The organism is Hungatella sp. L36, assembly GCF_014288035.1.
In genome coordinates this window covers 17,432-36,136 of record NZ_JACOPC010000030.1, presented here as the reverse complement: position 1 = coordinate 36,136, position 18,705 = coordinate 17,432, and the positions used below count along the sequence as shown (strand labels likewise).

Sequence of the window (18,705 nt, the reverse complement as noted above, 5' to 3'; positions counted from 1 at the left end):
ACTGCAACTAATTTTGTCTGCTTTCTCATAATTAATGCACTCTCCTTTTTCTTTTTGAAATACTTTTTGAAATTCCTAATTGCATTACGAGGTAATTATACTTCCTATAAGGGAAATTAGAAGGAAATAAGTCTTGATAAAGCAGTAATATTATAGCTTTTCTATTTATTATAATTAAATACTAATTAAAATTTCTCTTTCGTACATGTTTGAATTAAAATATTATATAATTGTTTTTCGTGAATAAATATAAAATAGTTGTATTAATAATTTGCTTTTATAAAAAACAATCATCAAATATTTAAAAGAAATGGTGGAATAATTATATATTGAAAGTTTTACTATAAAGTGATATACTATATGCACTCATAGTATGTTGCCTAATAGTAAAGAGAGGGGTTTATATGTTTATTGGAAGAAGAACCGAATTGAATGAATTAAATAAGTTATATAATAAATCCACATTTCAAATGGCAGTTATCTACGGACGTCGTAGAATAGGCAAGACCCGATTGATACAGGAGTTTATGAAAGATAAATCAGCCGTCTATATGACTGCAGTAGAGGCCGGTATAGCCATTAATTTAGAACTTCTTAGCACCTCTGTCTACCTGGCCTTTTTAGGCGAAGAAGAGGCGGCAATGATGCCATCATTCAAGGATTTCAGAGTAGCGTTGCAGTATATTACAAAGAAAGCAAAAGAATCAAAAATATTACTTATTATTGATGAATATCCCTATCTGGCTCAGGCAGATAAAAGTATTTCTTCGATTCTTCAGGCTATGATTGACCAAGAGTGGAAAAATAGTAATATTATGCTTATTTTATGTGGATCGTCTATGAGCTTTATGGAGAATCAGGTCCTGGGATACCAAAGTCCCCTATATGGAAGAAGAACCGCTCAATTCCGTCTGGATCCTTTAGACTACTTTGAATCTTCCTTATTTGTTCCCCGTTACTCAGCAGAAGAAAAGGCTTTGGTCTATGGCATTACAGGCGGAGTTCCTCAATATCTGGAAATGGTCGATGACTCTATTTCAATTAAAGAAAACATTTTGGAAATGTACTTGAATCCTAATGCCTATCTTTATGAGGAACCGGCAAACTTAATGAAACAGGAATTGAAAGAACCTGCCAATTATAATGCAATTGTTGAAGCAATTGCGAAAGGGGCAACAAAATTAAATGAAATATCCAATAAAGTACAAATGGAAAATTCAAATGTTTCCACATGCCTTAAGTCATTAATCTCTTTGGGATTGGTTGAAAAAGAAAGTGCTGTTACAGAAGAAGATAATAAGAAGAAAACCGGCTATATTTTGGCGGACCAAATGTTTCGTTTCTGGTATCGTTATGTACCACAATGTATGCTGCTAATTAATACGGGGCGACCAGAAAGGGCTTATGAAAAGATCATTGTTCCCGATTTACAAAATTATATGGGAAAAGTATTTGAAAAAATGTGCCTCCAACATCTGGCTAAGCTTAATGCACAGGAAAAACTACCTTATGAAATATTAAAGTTGGGCAGATGGTGGGGAAATAATCCGGTGTTGAAACGTCAGGAAGAAATTGATATATTGGGCATAAATGATATTGATAAAACGGCGGTATTTGGCGAATGTAAATATCGAAATGAGGTAATTGATCAGGATACGGCGGAATTATTGATCCAGCGCTCTGAACTTTTTCCCAAATATTCAAATAAGGGGTATATTTTATACTCGAAAAAGGGATTTAGCAACAGTGTTTTAAATTTAGCTTCTCAACCGCAGACGTATATGAAACTCTTTAGCCTTGAAGAACTTTATAATTTGGAATAAGCTGCAGGTACTTGTTCTGTGTCGGCAGGCCTGTAATGCATCTAATAAAGTATGGATTAAAGTATTTAAGAGCAAGCCTTATTATAATATCAGTATAATAGGCTTGCTTTTAATATCTAAATATTACAAGTTTACTAGAATTAATGTGTTATTATAAACTAATAAATATACATGATAAGAAATTAATATACATTCGATTAAAGTAATATTAATCATATAATAGATTTCGTGTAAATAAATATAATCTGTACTTTAAATACAAAACTTTTATATATCAAATAAAATCAATTATTAATCACGCACTCCTTCCACCTAATTTCCCTTATAGGAAGTATAATTACCTCGTAATGCAATTAGGAATTTCAAAAAGTATTTCAAAAAGAAAAAGGAGAGTGCATTAATTATGAGAAAGCAGACAAAATTAGTTGCAGTATTATCTGCAGCAGCTCTGTTAGCTATCGGTGCCTCCATGACTTCCTTCGCAGCTGCTGGATGGCAGGAAGAGAATGGTACATGGGTTTATTATGACAAAGATGGCTATCAGGTAAGTGATCAGTGGCAGAAATCAGGTAACACATGGTTCTATTTAAACAGCGATGGAGAGATGGCTACTGATACTATCATTGAAGATGATGATAATACCTACTACGTAGATGCTAATGGCGCTATGGTAACAAATCAGTGGATTCAGGTAGAAAACTCTGACAGCTATGGTGATGATGATCCAGATTACTTCTGGTATTATTTCCAGGCTAATGGTAAAGCATACAAAGCTCCTACAAGCGGAAAAACTTCTTTTAAGAACATTAATGGTAAGAAGTATACCTTTGATAGCGAAGGAAAAATGCTTTACGGATGGATTAACACAGAATCTGAGCGTCAGACAGGCGATGATGCTTGGACAAACGGAACATACTTCTGTGGTGATGAGAATGATGGCGCACAGGCTAATGGCTGGGCTCAGATCTCTGTTGTAGATGACAGCCAGGATGATCCAGATCAGGATTATTACTTCTATTTTGATACCAACGGTAAAAAGGTAGTAGGTAAGGAAGATGGATCTGAATTAAAGAGCAAAACAATCAACGGCTTAAAGTATAGTTTTGATAAAAATGGTAAGATGGTATCTGAATGGGCAATGCCTAAGGCTTCCAAGACTGAAGCTTCTATCAGCAGCTACAACTACTTCAACTTACCAGAACAGGGCTGGAGAGCAAAAGGCTGGTTTAACGTAGTTCCTCAGGAAGATGTTAATCCAGATGACAACGCTGATGATGCATCCAAATGGTTTTATGCTGAAAATGATGGTGATCTCGTAAAATCTGAGATTAAGACTATCAACAGCAAGAAGTATGCATTTAACGCTAAGGGCGAAATGCTCAGCGGTGTTCAGGCATTAGCAATGACAAGCAATACCAAGATCGTTGGTTCTAACGGTATTGGTGATGCTGATAAGGTTGATTTATTAAAGAATGGTAAATTAGAAGTTGAGAACTATGAAAACAAAGAAGTTAAATATGTAATTGGCGACAATAGCGATTCTGTTAATGTCTATGTATATTACTTCGGCGCAGGCAGCGATGGTTCCATGAAGACAGGTAACCAGAATATCGATATTGATGGCGATGTTTACGCATTCTCCTTCGGTAAGAGCGGTTCTAACAAGGGTCGTGGATTAAATGAGACAAAAGATACTCTTTATGTGAATGGTCTTAGAATTAAGGCAGATTCTGATATGAGATATCAGGTTTACTCTATGTCCAAGGGCGCATTAGTTGAAGATCCAGCTGATTTTATTGGAGAGACTGACACATATGTTGTTAACACCTCTGGTTCTATTATGAAGAATAAGAAGAACTTAAAGGATACAGATGATATGTATATCTGTACAGATAAAGATGGCCATATCAGAGGCTATAGTGATATCAAGTGTGGAACAAAAGCTGACAAAGATGGTAAAGGTGCCTATACTTGCAAGTATCACGAATAATTGATTTTAATTTCGATATGGAATTCTAATTGCCTAAAAAGGGCTTTGCACAGAAATATGCAAAGCCCTTTTTACAATGCATTTTTAGGTGTACTGAGAATAGTAATTTTCCTAATTTACTCTGGTAGCCTGCAATAAAAAAGTATAATATTCTTTAAATAAAAGTTGTTTAAATAAGGTAGCGTGCAATAACTCGCACATAGTACGTAAAAATGGGCAATGTAGACAAAAGAATGTTGGGGTATACTTATCGTACACTCCCAACATTCTATATAAAACTTATTGGCAATTAGAATTTCTTGTTACAAATTAGAATTAGCTTTCTACAAAAACAGCCTCGATCTCTTTACTGTTGCCAACCTTGAAGCAACGATCATCACCATCTTTTGCTTTATTCTTATTTTTCTGAACACTACCAGAAGTATTTACAAGTCTGTACTGTGTAGTTGCAGTATCTGCTGCGGACTCTTTCACATTATAGTACTCATCGTAATCATCATCTTTTCCTGTCGGAATTGAAGAAGTTGCATCAACATCAGCAAGGAATTCTTCTGTGCTTAAGCATTCCAGTGCAGTAATCGTGCCACTCGCATCTTTCGTGATCTTAATTACAGAATACTTATCATCCTTAGATGCCTTTAATAACATACCGCCTAAATAATACTTATCATCATCGATACCCAGTTTACCTGCACCCTTAGAACTGCCAGATTTATTGAATAAGAAGGAATAATCCTCTCCATCAATGGTTACAGTCTGCTTTCCAGTCTTCATAGCGCCGTCATCGCCGGATCCAAAGTAGTATAACTTATAATCAGCTCCGTATAATGCAGAAACGTTATCCTTAAAGTTATCTTCTGTGTCGAAATGCATGTTAGCAATACCGTCATCACCCTTAATTTCGTCAATTTCAGTTGTACTGTTTCCAGCAAACTTAATTGCCTTCAGGCCGCTCTTCATTACGCCATAGGAGTCAAATGCATATTTCTTTCCATTGATTGTCTTAATTTCGGAAGCAACTAATTTTCCATCTTTGTCAGAATAATACCAGTTGTTCTCATCATCATCATAGTCATCTGGGCTCAAATAAGAATCTGGAACTACCTGGAACCAGCCTTTGGTAACTCTTGCGCCATCTTCAGGATCTCCATAATATCTGTATCCGGTTGTATAGGAGGCAGAGCCTGCACTTGCTGTAGAAGGCGTAGCCTCCCAGTTAACCCACTCTGCATTCATACGGCCATATTCATCAAAGCTGTACTTTCTGCCGTTAATGGTTTTGCCCTTTTCGTCGGTCATTTTCTTACCATTAGTTTTGAAGTAGAAATAACGAGTCTGGTCTTCATCATCAAACAGATTATTGCTGGAAAGTCCTGTATCTATGTCATCCCAGTTATTATCGGTAATTTCTAGATAAGCCCACTCGCCAACCTTCTGAGCGCCATCATTTTCATCACCACAGTAATATGTGCCTTCACGCCAGTCGTCGTCTCCGGTTACTCTCTGACCGTCTGTATCGATCCAGCCATAGAGCATTTGAGCCTCATCATTAAAGATGTACTTCTTGCCATTGATAGTCTTAAATGAAGCGCTGTTGCTGTTAGAGGAGCTCTTGTATGCTTTTCCGTTGGCACCGAAATAATACCAATAGTTTAACGGCTCATCTCCGTCATCTCCATCATAATCTTCATTTTCAATAGATACCCACTGATTGGTAACCATGGCACCGTTAGCATCTACATAATAGTAGTTGCTGTCGTCATCTACCAGATAGTCGGTAGCCATTTCTCCATCTTCGTTAAGCCAAAACCAGTTATTACCGGATTTTGCCCATTGTTCTGTTACTGCATCGCCATTCTTATCGTAATAAACCCATGTACCATTTTCTTCCTGCCAGCCAGTTGCTGCAAGAGATGTCATGGAAGCACCGATGGCAAGCAGTGCTGCTGCAGATAATACTGCAACTAATTTTGTCTGCTTTCTCATAAAAATACACTCTCCTTTTTCTTTTTGAAATACTTTTTGAAATTCCTAATTGCATTACGAGGTAATTATACTTCCTATAAGGGAAATTATCAATACTTTTTTTCACTTTTTTTGCATATTTTTCAAAAAGTAATAAATATTCACAATTCCACCAGGAAAATATCATTTCCTCCATCACACTGACAGTATAATATAATTTTTTCAAAAATGCTATAACTTTTCTCTGTGCATTTTCTTACGTAATCTTTACGAAAAACGGGCCTCTGCGGCATATTGTACTCCTATTAGTACAATCCGACCATATTTAAATATATCCACCTGGTTCTCTTAAATTACTTCATGTATTTAACTACTTCACATAATACGACATACTGTTGAAATCTTAATAGCATGATCTCTAATATTATATTGCCAATATACATATCTGTATTATTATGGTAATGGACTTTCATGGTATGCTTCAATTATTAATAATGCAATAATGCTATTAGTGACAAGGGCTTAATAATAGAGGCTGCGAATATCTGGTTAGATACACTTTTAAGCTTATGCTTTTTATATCTTCTATGCTTTCGTGCTTTTATGCTTTTGTACTTTTCTACTTTTGTACTTTTATACTTTTGTGCTTTTATGCTTTTACTACCTTTACTGCTTTTACTACCTTTACTACTTTTTCTACCTTTACTGCATTTTCTACATCATAGTTACTTTTATCGTAACCCGCGCGCTTTCTTCCCCATATATATTTTCATCTTCCCCCACTCTCCTATTTTATATCTATCCCTCCTCGTACCTCACAAATTATTTCATCAGATCGATCGGATTATCAATGCCATACTACTTAACAAATAGATTCACCTAACTTTAAATCTCCGCCAACTCCAAACCTCCTTCCTACGCATCTGCTTGATAATAATACTAAACTTACCTATATATAATACTTATACTTGTCAAAATTCCACTCCATTTACCAATTACACCTTTCTAAGTCGTGCGCCACTTCAAAATCCTCTCTTCCGTATCCTCTTCCCTTCTCTTCCGTCCCTCCTTTCGTCTCTTCTTCCGTCTCTTCTTCCGTCTTCCCTTCCCTCCCCTCCCCACTTCCTCACCAACTCCAGCCTTGCATTTCCATACAATTATGCTATAATGTTCACATATACTAATATATCTATATTTTTGAACACCAAACATCTTCTTTTTACAATATGCATTTCCCTAAAATATGATCATCAACCACGGAGGTATCTATCATGAATCGTAATGTAATCATCTGCCGTTCTATCCTTGAAAATACGGCAATCACACAGAGGGAATTAGCTCAGGCACTGGATGTCTCTCTCGGAACGGCCAATAATCTTGTAAAAGAATGTATTTCGGAACATCTCATCACCCTGGCTGGTGCCGGCGGTGCGTATGAGCTGCTCCCGGCCGGACTGGAGCTTCTGAAACAGTATAAGGTTGACGGGGCCCTGATTATCGCCGCCGGTTTTGGATCCCGCTTCGTCCCTCTGACCTTTGAAATGCCGAAAGGCCTGCTGGAAGTCTTTGGAGAGCGAATGATCGAGCGGCAGATTCGCCAGCTCCATGAGGTCGGCGTACAGAATATCACGATTGTCGTGGGATATTTGAAAGAGAAATTTGAATACCTGATTGATAAATATGATGTGAAGCTTCTATATAATCCTGAATATTCTTCTAAAAATACATTGACTACCATTTACCGCGCCAGGGAGGTCCTGCGGGGAAGAAATATGTATGTGCTCTCTTCTGACAACTGGATGCGGCATAACATGTACCACGCCTATGAGGGCGGCGCCTGGTACTCTTCTGCTTTTATGGAAGGGGAAACTTCGGAGTGGTGCCTCGATTACAATAAGAAAGGCAGAATCGGGAGCGTATCGGTTGGCGGCATCGATCAATGGGTTATGTATGGACCTGCTTATTTCTCAAAGGAATTTTCTGAGAAGTTTCTTCCGGTTCTTGAGGCCTACTATGAGCTTCCAGGGACAGAACAGTTTTACTGGGAAAATGTCTATATGGACATGCTCTCGGGTGAGGCGGCAAAACGCCTTCCAAATCTGGAGGAGGCTCACGGCGACATTGATATGTACATAAACCGGAGGCCTGAGGATGAGGTGTACGAATTTGAAAATCTGGAGGAGCTTCGGAGATTTGATATCAAATATCAGCGTCACTCTGACAATGAAGCCATGGAACTGGTCGCCCGGGTTTTTAAAGTGCCGGAGTCGGAAATTACGGAAATCAGATGCTTAAAATCGGGTATGACAAATAAATCGTTTCTATTTAAGGTAAAGGAACGCCACTATATCTGCAGAATTCCTGGGCCGGGAACCGAGCTTCTTATTAACCGCAGACAGGAAAAGGCAGTATATGATGTGGTAGCCGGACTCGGTATTACGGAGAAGATCATTTATTTTGACGGGGATACCGGATATAAGATCGCGGAGTATTACGATGGCGCAAATAATGCGGATCCCCGCAATTGGGAGCAGATGGAGAAATGTATGGCAATTGTACGCCGCCTTCATAATTCAGGCCTTACGGTTGAACACTCTTTTGATATGAGAGAGCGGATTGATTTTTATGAAGACCTTTGCAGAAGGCATGGGGACATCCCCTTTGAGGATTATGGGAAGGTACATGGCTGGATGACGGAATTAATGGACCGCCTGGATTCCATGGGGCGCAGGAAGGTCCTCTCTCATCTCGATGACAACGGCGATAATTTCCTGATGCTGGAGGACGGCGGGGTCCGGCTGATCGACTGGGAATACGCCGGTATGTGCGACCCGCTGGTGGACGTGGCCATGTGCGCGATCTATTCCTATTATACGGATGAGGAGACAGAACGTCTGATCCGGGTGTATCTGGAGCGGGAACCGTCGCTTGATGAGCGATACTCTGTCTACGCACATATGGCGCTTGGCGGATTTTTGTGGAGTCTCTGGGCTGTGTATAAGGCATCTTTGGGGGAAGAATTCGGTGAATATACGATCATAATGTACCGGTATGCAAAGCATTTTTATAAAAAATGCAGGGATATTGGATGAGTTTTGGAAATTTGTCCACAAATCGTAATAATTTTTTTATGCATTATAAGGCCTCCTGTGATATAATGAATTCATATGTGATGTCGTATCTTGTAAGAATAGGAGGAGATTAGGATGAGATGTGGGAAAACAATGACTGCGTTACTCCTGGCCGGACTCGTGGGAAGCGCGACTTTAATACCGGCTGGCACCGCGTGGGCCGCGGCAGGATGGCAGCAGGAAGGCTCACAGTGGAAATATATGGACGCGGACGGGTCTGTACATAAAGGATGGGCAAAAAGTACTGACGGTACTTATTATTATATGGATCTCTCGACCGGTTACATGGTGACGGGTTGGAAACAGATTAATAATAACTGGTATTATTTCCGTTCCAACGGAGCCATGGCAACGAAATGGGTGGAAGACGGCGGGAAGTATTACTACCTGATGGATGACACCGGTGTTCTCGTGAAGGGCTGGCTGAGAATCGGTGATGATTATTACTATATGAAGGGCGACGGCACCATGTCTACCGGATGGCGTGAGATGGATGGCGGCTGGTTCTATTTTAAAGAAAACGGCAAGTGCACACTGGGATGGGGACAGATCGGTAACGACTGGTTCTATTTTGGAACAGATGGCAAGATGCTGACCGGCTGGCAGCAGATCGGCGGAGAGTATTACTATCTGAACTCAGACAGCAAGAACGTTCTCGGCAAGATGATGACAGGCTGGCTCAGCGATGGTACGAATAAGTACTATATGGATACTTCGAGCGGTAAGATGGCTCACGGCTGGAAGGAACTTGAAGGCTCCTGGTACTATTTTAATGATGCAGGCCATATGATGACAGGCTGGATTCAGCTTTCCGGTGTCTATTATTACCTCGATCCTTCTACCGGGAAGATGGCGGCTAATACGACTTTGACAATTGATGGAGTCAGCTATACATTTGCTTCCAATGGCGCTTACCAGAACAGCAATTCCAACGCGCCCAGCACAGGCGGCAATGTATCGGCGCCAGGCAGCGGAACGAATAATACGAACGCGCCTGGTTCCAATACCAACACCAATACTAATACTTCCGGTGGCCCCGGCGGATCTTCCACGGGGAATGGAAATTTAAGCAGCGCCCCGGGCAGCAATAACAATACACCAGGCGGCAGCAGCTCGCCGGGAGGCAGCAATGCTCCAGGAGGCTCTTCCTCCAACAATGGTGTTTACCAGCTGGCACCGGGACTCACAAACGGACCGGGCTGATAGATAATTCAGACATACTGCCGTAAAAGGCAGAGTAATTCAGTTAAATACACCGCGGCAGCCGCCTAATGCTCAGGCATGGCACCTGGCTCGTTGCTCGCGGAAATAAAGGTTTTGTGTGGGTATCTGCACTTCGGCGCGGATACCCATCGTAGTTTTATCGGAACAACTGACTGCAAGGATGAGGAGGCTGACACTTTGAAGCACAGAAGAATTACTGGAAGAATTACGGCGGCAGCGCTCAGCGCCGTCATGGGCTGTTCAGGAGCATTCCTGTACTCCGCCCCGCCCGCCTACGCTGCGGGCTATGAACGGGTAAACGGGTATTATCAGATGCTGGATGGAACCGTGATCGACGGCGTCGTGGCAAGAGGAATCGACGTATCCCGGTGGCAGGGCAATATTGACTGGAATACAGTAGCCGCTGACGATGTGGAATTCGTCATGCTGGGTACCCGGTCAAAAGGGGCGGTAGACCCCTATTTCCACAAAAATGTGAAGGAGGCTTCCGATGCCGGAGTACGGGTCGGCGCCTATATTTATTCGCTGGCAACCACACCGCAGATGGCTGTGGAGGAGGCGGATTTCGTCCTCGATCTGGTAAAGGATTATCCGATTTCATTTCCAATCGCGTTTGACGCGGAGGACAGCTCCACACTGGGTTCTCTTCCGCCGGCACAGGTCACGGAGATCATCAACGCCTTCTGCGAACGGGTGGAGGCGGCCGGGTATTATCCCATGGTCTATGCCAACGACTATTGGCTGGCCAATAAGATCGATATGACAAACATGCACTATGACGTGTGGGTGGCCCGCTACGAGGTAAAGCATAACTTTTCCGATCCGATCATGTGGCAGGCCACCAGCACCGGATCCATCGAGGGCATCAGCGGTAACGTTGATATCAATTTCCTTTACAAGGACTTAACTCCCTATCTCCCGGGGAATCTCTGGAGGACCATCGGGGACAAGACGTATTATTACCAGAACTATCAGATGCAAAAGGACGCCTGGATCAATGACGGGACCGGCTGGTTCTATATGAACGGCGAAGGTCTTGCTTCTACCGGGTGGCTGGAGAAGCTGGGACTTAACTATTATCTCGACGACACGACCGGACGCATGGTGACTGGTTGGAAACAGCTTTCCGACAAATGGTATTTCTTCAATGCCAGTGGTGCGATGAGTACCGGATGGCTGGATGATAACGGCTCACGTTATTTCTTAAACAACGACGGTACCATGAAGACGGGATGGCTTCAGCAGATGAATCAGTATTATTATCTCGATGAGGCTTCTGGAAAGATGGCTACCGGCTGGAAGCAGCTGGCCGGAAAATGGTATTTCCTTCAGGATACAGGTATTATGTCTACCGGATGGCTGGATCAGAATGGAACGAAGTATTTCTTAAACAGCGACGGCTCCATGGTAACCGGATGGCATACGGAAGGTGATAAAAAATACTTCTTGACCGACAGCGGCGCGGCGGCTACCGGATGGCGGCAGCTGGACGGCACATGGTACTATTTCAATCAGGGTGGCGATATGGCCCGCGGATGGATCAATCCGGACGGAAACTGGTACTACTTAAACCAGGACGGCAGAATGCAGACCGGCTGGCTGAAGGACGGCGGCGCGAAGTACTACTTGAGCACCTCTTCCGGAAAGATGACCGTTGGTTGGCGCGAGGTTGACGGCGCATGGTACTATTTCAACGGCAGCGGCGCCATGGTCACGGGTCTCACGGAGATCAACGGGCAGCTCTACTACTTAAATCCTGCTGACGGCAAGATGGCGGCTTCCACTACCCTAGATTTTGACGGTGTCGATTATACCGTCGACGCAAACGGCGTCTGCACTAAGGTAGAAGAACCGGCGGAAGGTGCTGCACAGGATGGACAGAACGCTGGCAATGCATCACAGAATGGACAGAGCGCCGGCAATGCATCACAGGAATCTCCGGCTGACAGCAGTCAGACAACTTCTCCAACGAAAGAGATCGGGCCTGGAATTAAATAAGTAAGACATTAAAAAGCAGCTTCAGCTGCAAAAAAGGAACCGCCTCCCTGTTAATTAGACAGGAGGCGGTTCCTTTTTTCAATTTTCCCTTATACTTCAAAAATCAAATCTCCATAGCTTGGCATCGGCCATAATTCCTTATCGACCATCATCTCAAGCTTATCCGCCGGAGCGCGGAGCGCTTCCATGGCAGGGACTACGATATCGTGGTAGGCATTGGCCTGTTCCTTATTGTTTTCGATGATGCCGCATTTCTCTGTTACATCAGTCAGATTTGCCAGCGCCACCTTCATATCAGAAAGATAGGCGGAGGTCTCTGTCAGAAGTTCGGCCTGGACGCTCACATCGGCATCCGGGCAGGCGGTCTGTACTTTGCTTAAGGAATCGGCCAGCATGGTCGCATATTTGACGGCCGCCGGGATAATCTGCTTGCCGGCCATATCGATCATGGTTCTGGCCTCGATGTTGATTGCCTTGCTGTATGCCTCATATTCGATCTCAACACGGGATTCCAGTTCGGCTTTCGTAAATACGTTGAATGCCTCAAACATCCGGACTGATGCTTCTGTGGTAAGGGCCGGAATCGCTTCCACCATGGATTTGATGTTCGGAAGGCCTCTCATCTCGGCCTCCTCTACCCATGCGTCCGCATAGCCGTTTCCATTGAAGATGATTCTTCTATGGGCTGCCAGCTGCTCTTTGATCATATCATGTACCGCGGTATCGAAATCCGCCGCCTTTTCCAGTATGTCAGCCGCTTCCTTGAACGCTTCCGCCGCAATGGTGTTTAATACCACGTTCGGGGAAGAAATGGAATCGGAGGAGCCTACCATACGGAACTCAAATTTGTTGCCCGTAAAGGCGAACGGGGATGTTCTGTTTCTGTCGGTTGCATCCTTGAATAAATCAGGCAGTGTCTTGACTCCCGTCTTTAATGTGCCTCCTACCTTGGAATGGGTGGCCTCGCCGGTGCTGCAAAGCTGATCGACCACGTCCTCCAGCTGTTCACCGATGAACACGGAAATGATAGCGGGCGGTGCCTCGTTAGCGCCGAGTCTGTGATCATTTCCGACATCTGCCGCAGATTCACGAAGCAGATCGGCATGACGGTCAACGGCCTTTAAGATACAGGACAGCACCAGAAGAAACTGAATGTTCTCATGAGGGGTCTCACCTGGATTTAACAGGTTGATTCCATCTTCCGTGGTCAGGGACCAGTTGTTATGTTTTCCGGAACCGTTGACTCCGGCAAATGGTTTTTCGTGAAGCAGGCAGTTTAAGCCGTGACGGCCGGCCACCTTCTTTAAGGTTTCCATTACCATCTGGTTATGATCTACGGCCACATTGACCTGCTCGTAGATCGGCGCCAGTTCATGCTGGGCCGGTGCCACCTCGTTATGCTGGGTCTTGGCCGGAACGCCTAAGCGCCAGAGCTCTTCATTGACTTCCTTCATATATGCCGCGACACGCTCCCGGATGGCTCCGAAATAATGATCTTCCAGCTCCTGCCCCTTGGGAGGCATAGCGCCGAATAAGGTGCGGCCTGCGTAAATCAGGTCTTTTCTCTGTAAATATTTTTCACGGTCAACCAGGAAATACTCCTGCTCCGCCCCTACGGACGGGACCACACGTTTGGAAGTGGTGTTGCCGAATAATCGTAAAATTCTCAGTGCCTGCTCGTCAACAGCCTCCATGGATTTTAAAAGAGGTGTCTTCTTATCCAGGGCTTCTCCTGTATAAGAGCAGAATGCGGTGGGAATGCAAAGGGTTACGCCAATGGCGTCTTCTCTTAAAAATGCCGGTGAAGTACAATCCCATGCAGTATAGCCTCTCGCCTCAAAGGTGGCTCTCAAACCGCCTGATGGGAAGGAGGAAGCGTCCGGTTCGCCCTTGATCAGCTCTTTTCCGGAGAACTCCATGATGACTTTTCCCTCGGAGGTCGGTGCTGAAATGAAGGAGTCATGCTTTTCGGCTGTGATACCGGTCAGCGGCTGGAACCAATGGGTATAATGGGTCGCGCCTCTCTCAATTGCCCAGTCCTTCATCGCATGTGCAACAACATCAGCGATGGACGGGTCCAGTTCCGCTCCGTCTTCGATCGTCTTCTTTAATTTCTTGAAAACGGATTTCGGCAAGCGCTCTCTCATGACGGTTTCGTTAAATACGTTTTTACCGAAGATTTCGGCAACATTTACTACTTCGCTCATAAATTTTCCATCCTCTCATTTGGTCTGTAATTTAGACTTCTCGAGTCTCCTCTTTTTTCCTGGTTATGCGCGCAATCATCTGTGACAGATTAAGTCCCTCATTCCGGACTCTCGCTCCGGCGCAGAGTGCGCCTCCCCCGGAGGGTTCTGGTTTTATAGGGCGAACGTTCCTATGATACCAGAAATGGCGCCCTCCTGTTGTCAGGAGAACGCCATCGTTCCTTAATTAAAATAAACCATTTCTCTCAAAAATGCAAGTATTTTTTTTAATAATTGCATTTCAGGATCCAGGATTATTCAAACTTAAGCTTTTCCCACGGAACCGAATAATTCCATCTTCTCTTTGACGGTTGCCTTGATTGCTTCCGTTCCTGGTGCGAGAAGTTTACGCGGGTCAAAGCCCTTGCCTGCTAAATCCTTGCCTGCTTCGATGTATTTACGGGTAGCGTCAGCAAAGGACAGCTGGCACTCTGTGTTTACGTTAATCTTGGCTACGCCGAGGCTGATCGCTTTCTTGATCTGATCCTCAGGAATGCCTGTACCACCGTGAAGTACTAACGGCATATCACCTACTTTGTCTTTTACGGCAGCCAGAGTCTCAAAGCTTAATCCAGCCCAGTTCTCTGGATACTTGCCATGGATGTTGCCGATACCGGCAGCCAGCATGGTTACGCCCAGATCTGCAATCTGCTTGCACTCGTTCGGATCTGCACACTCGCCCATTCCAACTACGCCGTCTTCCTCGCCGCCGATGGAGCCGACTTCTGCCTCTAAGGAGATGCCTTTCTCTGCACATACTGCTACGAGTTCTTTCGTCTTCTCAACGTTCTCTTCGATCGGATAGTGAGAGCCATCGAACATGATGGAGGAGAATCCTGCCTCGATACATTTATAGCAGCCTTCGTAGCTGCCGTGATCCAGATGTAAAGCTACCGGAACTGTAATGTTCAGTTCACCGATCATAGCCTTTACCATCGCTGATACTGTCTTGTAACCTGTCATGTATTTACCAGCACCCTCGGATACGCCAAGGATGACCGGGGAATTCAGTTCTTCTGCTGTCAGTAAGACCGCTTTGGTCCACTCAAGGTTGTTGATGTTGAACTGGCCAACAGCATACTTTCCGTCTCTTGCTTTTTCAAGCATTTCTTTTGCTGAAACTAACATATCACAAACCTCCAATTCGATTTATATTTATTTCATTTCTACATCATTATATACCATTTCGCGTCATTTGCAAAGATAAATATTTTTGAATTGTGATTTTTATAACAATCTTACATATTTTCTTACATATTGCCATTTCCGACCATCATCTTTTTGATTTTATGGCCCGGAGTGTGTCCGATCATTCCTTATTGACAGGGAAATATCTGCGAAACGGGGGCACGCGGATTCTATCACCGATTATGCGGATTTCTCCATTGTGCGGGCATCCAGTGAAAAATCCGCAGAAACTTATGGGTGCTGTACGGATTATACCGAAAGAATCCCGGCTACCGTGGCCTGCATCTGATCGATGCCGCACTCCGCGGTATGGCGCACAGGCGCTGTGCGGATCTCCTCTACGGCCTGCGGGATGACAACGCCTGACAGCTCCGCCAGACGGTCCACAATGGCGAATTCATCTTCCTCCGGCCGAACGCCGTCGATGGCCTCCAGAACGCTTCCTGAAAACTTATACGGGCTGGCTGTGGACGCGATAACGGTTTTGGCAGGATCCTTTGTCTCTTCTTTATAATGGTTGTATACAGACGCTGCGACGCCTGTGTGGGTATCAATTAAGTATCCGGTGTCTTCAAAGATTTTTTTAATCGTGGCACGGTTCTCTTCTTCCGACGCAAAGCCTCCGAGGAAATCTTTCATGAATCCGCGCATCTCTTCTGTCACCGTGTAGCTTCCCTTCTCGCTCAATTCCTTCATCAGGGCTGCATTGGCCTTAGCATCGCTGCCGGCGCTTAAATAGATGAGGCGCTCTAAGTTGCTGGAAATGAGGATATCCATGGATGGGGAGGTCGTCAGGATGAAATCGCGGTTCCTGTCGTATGTACCCGTGCGGAAAAAGTCATACAGGACCTTATTCTCATTGGAAGCACAGATCAGGGTCTTCACCGGGACGCCCATCTCCTTTGCCAAATAAGCCGCAAGGATATTGCCGAAGTTGCCGGTAGGCACCGTCACGTTGATCTGCTCCCCTGCTTCGATCTCGCCGGCCTCCAGAAGCTTTGCATAGGCATACACATAATATACAACCTGAGGAACGAGACGGCCGATATTGATGGAATTCGCAGAGGAGAGCTGGCAGCCTTTTTCGGCGAGCGCAGCCGCAAATGCCTTGTCTCCGAATATTTTCTTCACGCCGGTCTGGGCATCGTCGAAATTACCGTGGATCGCCACTACGTGAGTGTTATCCCCCTTCTGCGTCACCATCTGAAGCTCCTGAATGCGGCTCACGCCGTCTTTTGGATAGAAGACGATGATAGCTGTTCCTTCCACATCGGCAAAGCCTGCCATGGCGGCCTTACCGGTGTCGCCGGAGGTTGCAGTCAAAACTACAATCTTGTTTTTTACCTGATTTTTCTTAGCGGCAGTGATCATTAAATGCGGCAGAATGGAAAGAGCCATATCCTTAAATGCGATCGTGCTCCCGTGGTATAACTCCAGGAAATAAGCGCCATCCGCCTTTGCCAGAGGAGCGATCTCCCCGGTGTCAAATTTGCTGTCATACGCTCTGGCGATGCAGTTCTTCAGTTCTTCTTCCGTATAGTCGGTGAGGAACAGCTTCATCACCTCATAGGCGGTCTCCTGATACGTCATGCCTGCCAGTTCTTCCATCGTTTTATCGAGTTTTGGGATAAAGGTCGGCATAAATAAGCCGCCGTCGTCTGCCAGCCCCTTTAAGATTGCCTGGGAGGCCGTCACACCGGTCTCGCCGCCGCGGGTGCTTTGATAGGATAATTCCATGATGTGTCTTTCCTTTCTTACTCTTACATATTGTAATTCAGCCGTATTTTCATGCTTTTGGTCTGAAACCTTGCCAGAATTGTAGCATACTTTGTTTGAAGGTGCAACCAGAAACGGCAAAAAAGTTTTCATAGTGCGGACATATGTATTTAGTTTGAGGACATTACATTTCAATTTATTTTTGTCCCGTGATGTGGTATGCTAGGAATAGTCTGCGCGGCATTTTGCGTTTGCCGGAATGGGGTTGAGAACTGGCTTTCGTCAGCTGCATCACACTTTGCGGGAGATTTCGTTCCGATGAATGAGGCGCAGGGCTATGCAGACTGAATGGAGGCTAAATATGCCGTAAAGTAAGGCGTGCAGATGGCGGGAATGATTTTTCAAATGCGGACCAGTCTGTGTTTTTCTTTACGCTTATGCTTTTATGTTTTAATGATAGAAAGGATATATTTTAACCATGAGATATGAACATATGATACAGGGTACTTTTATAAGCCGGCCTAACCGCTTTATCGCCCATGTGGCTATCCGGCGAGAGGCGGGCGGTGAGGAAGAAACCGTAGTCTGCCATGTAAAAAACACGGGACGGTGCAGAGAGCTGCTTCTGCCGGGCGCTGCGGTGATACTTCAGTTTCATCCGGAGGCCGCGGCATTAGGCAGAAAGACAGAATACTCGCTGATCGGAGTCTTGAAGGAACGAAACGGAGAACTCCTGCTTATCAACATGGATTCCCAGGCTCCGAACCAGGTGGCGGCGGAATGGCTTCATGCCATGGAGCAGGCGCCAACACTGCCGGTTAACGGCTATGACGGTGAAAAGTTTCTACCGGCACTCAGACTGGCCAATATTCGCAGGGAAGTCACCTATGGACAATCCCGGTTCGATCTGGCTTTTGATATGGTCTTTGATATGGCTTTTGATATGGTTTTTGATTCGGCCTGTGCTCAGCTTCCCGATTCGCCCCTCAGCTCTGCCTCTGCTCCTGCATACAATCCATCTTCCTCCCCTGCGTTTCAGAGCTGTACGAAACCGGCCTTTATGGAAGTCAAAGGTGTAACTTTGGAGGAGAACGGCATCGCCATGTTCCCCGACGCGCCGACCGAGCGGGGCATCAAGCACATTCTGGAACTGGCAGAAGCGGTAAAGGCAGGGTATGAGGCCTATATCCTGTTTGTAATCCAGATGAAGGGAATCCGGGAGTTTACGCCCAATCAAAAAACGCATCCCCAGTTCGGGGATGCGCTGCGCCTGGCCCATGAGGCCGGCGTCCATATTCTCGCTTATGACTGTATCGTGACCGCGGATACTTTAGAAATCGACCGGGCTGTACCGGTATCTCTATCCACATTTTGACCCATATACCGTTCAAAATGGTACGGCAGTGGGGATAAATGCCACTGCT

10 protein-coding genes are annotated in these 18,705 nt (G+C 44.7%); 6 read left to right on the top strand and 4 right to left on the bottom strand.

The window, feature by feature from the left end; all coding sequences use genetic code 11:
• Positions 1-404 precede the first annotated feature (404 nt).
• Together H8S80_RS32765 and H8S80_RS32760 are read left to right on the top strand one after the other, a co-directional pair.
• Complete coding sequence (locus tag H8S80_RS32765) at positions 405-1,823, top strand: ATP-binding protein (protein WP_117624077.1); 1,419 nt, start codon at positions 405-407, stop codon at positions 1,821-1,823.
• Positions 1,824-2,226: 403 nt separating this feature from the next.
• Positions 2,227-3,813, top strand: a complete 1,587-nt coding sequence (locus H8S80_RS32760) for an N-acetylmuramoyl-L-alanine amidase family protein (protein ID WP_117632801.1) — start codon at positions 2,227-2,229, stop codon at positions 3,811-3,813.
• A 315-nt stretch (positions 3,814-4,128) separates the two neighbouring features.
• On the opposite strand, the gene H8S80_RS32755 is transcribed toward H8S80_RS32760, so the two are convergent.
• Positions 4,129-5,799: a cell wall-binding protein gene (locus H8S80_RS32755; RefSeq protein WP_117624078.1), complete on the bottom strand. Its 1,671-nt coding sequence runs from the start codon at positions 5,797-5,799 to the stop codon at positions 4,129-4,131.
• A 1,250-nt stretch (positions 5,800-7,049) separates the two neighbouring features.
• On the opposite strand from H8S80_RS32755, the gene H8S80_RS32750 reads away from it, so the two are divergent.
• The 3 genes from H8S80_RS32750 (at position 7,050) to H8S80_RS32740 (ending at position 12,131) form a co-directional block, all read left to right on the top strand.
• The gene (locus tag H8S80_RS32750) at positions 7,050-8,870 is read left to right on the top strand and encodes a phosphotransferase (RefSeq protein WP_117624080.1); all 1,821 of its coding nucleotides are present in this window, start codon (positions 7,050-7,052) and stop codon (positions 8,868-8,870) included.
• A 114-nt stretch (positions 8,871-8,984) separates the two neighbouring features.
• On the top strand, positions 8,985-10,112 hold the full coding sequence (locus H8S80_RS32745) for a PspC-like choline-binding domain-containing protein (RefSeq protein WP_002601646.1): 1,128 nt from the start codon (positions 8,985-8,987) through the stop codon (positions 10,110-10,112).
• A 198-nt stretch (positions 10,113-10,310) separates the two neighbouring features.
• Positions 10,311-12,131: a GH25 family lysozyme gene (locus tag H8S80_RS32740; RefSeq protein ID WP_117624081.1), complete on the top strand. Its 1,821-nt coding sequence runs from the start codon at positions 10,311-10,313 to the stop codon at positions 12,129-12,131.
• An 89-nt stretch (positions 12,132-12,220) separates the two neighbouring features.
• Here the strand turns inward: H8S80_RS32740 and H8S80_RS32735 are convergent, their stop codons facing one another.
• The 3 genes from H8S80_RS32735 to thrC all read right to left on the bottom strand — a co-directional run bounded on the left by H8S80_RS32735 (position 12,221) and on the right by thrC (position 17,302).
• On the bottom strand, positions 12,221-14,338 hold the full coding sequence (locus H8S80_RS32735; RefSeq protein WP_117624082.1) for a glutamine synthetase III family protein: 2,118 nt from the start codon (positions 14,336-14,338) through the stop codon (positions 12,221-12,223).
• A gap of 303 nt (positions 14,339-14,641) precedes the next feature.
• Entirely contained in the window at positions 14,642-15,505 is an 864-nt protein-coding gene (gene fba, locus H8S80_RS32730) for a class II fructose-1,6-bisphosphate aldolase (RefSeq protein ID WP_002601649.1), read from the bottom strand.
• Between the two features lie 309 nt (positions 15,506-15,814).
• Positions 15,815-17,302, bottom strand: a complete 1,488-nt coding sequence (gene thrC / locus H8S80_RS32725; RefSeq protein WP_117624083.1) for a threonine synthase — start codon at positions 17,300-17,302, stop codon at positions 15,815-15,817.
• Positions 17,303-17,759: 457 nt separating this feature from the next.
• Here thrC and H8S80_RS32720 point away from each other — a divergent pair, with 457 nt between their 5' ends.
• The gene (locus H8S80_RS32720; RefSeq protein WP_117624084.1) at positions 17,760-18,656 is read left to right on the top strand and encodes a DNA/RNA nuclease SfsA; all 897 of its coding nucleotides are present in this window, start codon (positions 17,760-17,762) and stop codon (positions 18,654-18,656) included.
• The last annotated feature ends 49 nt before the right edge of the window (positions 18,657-18,705 follow it).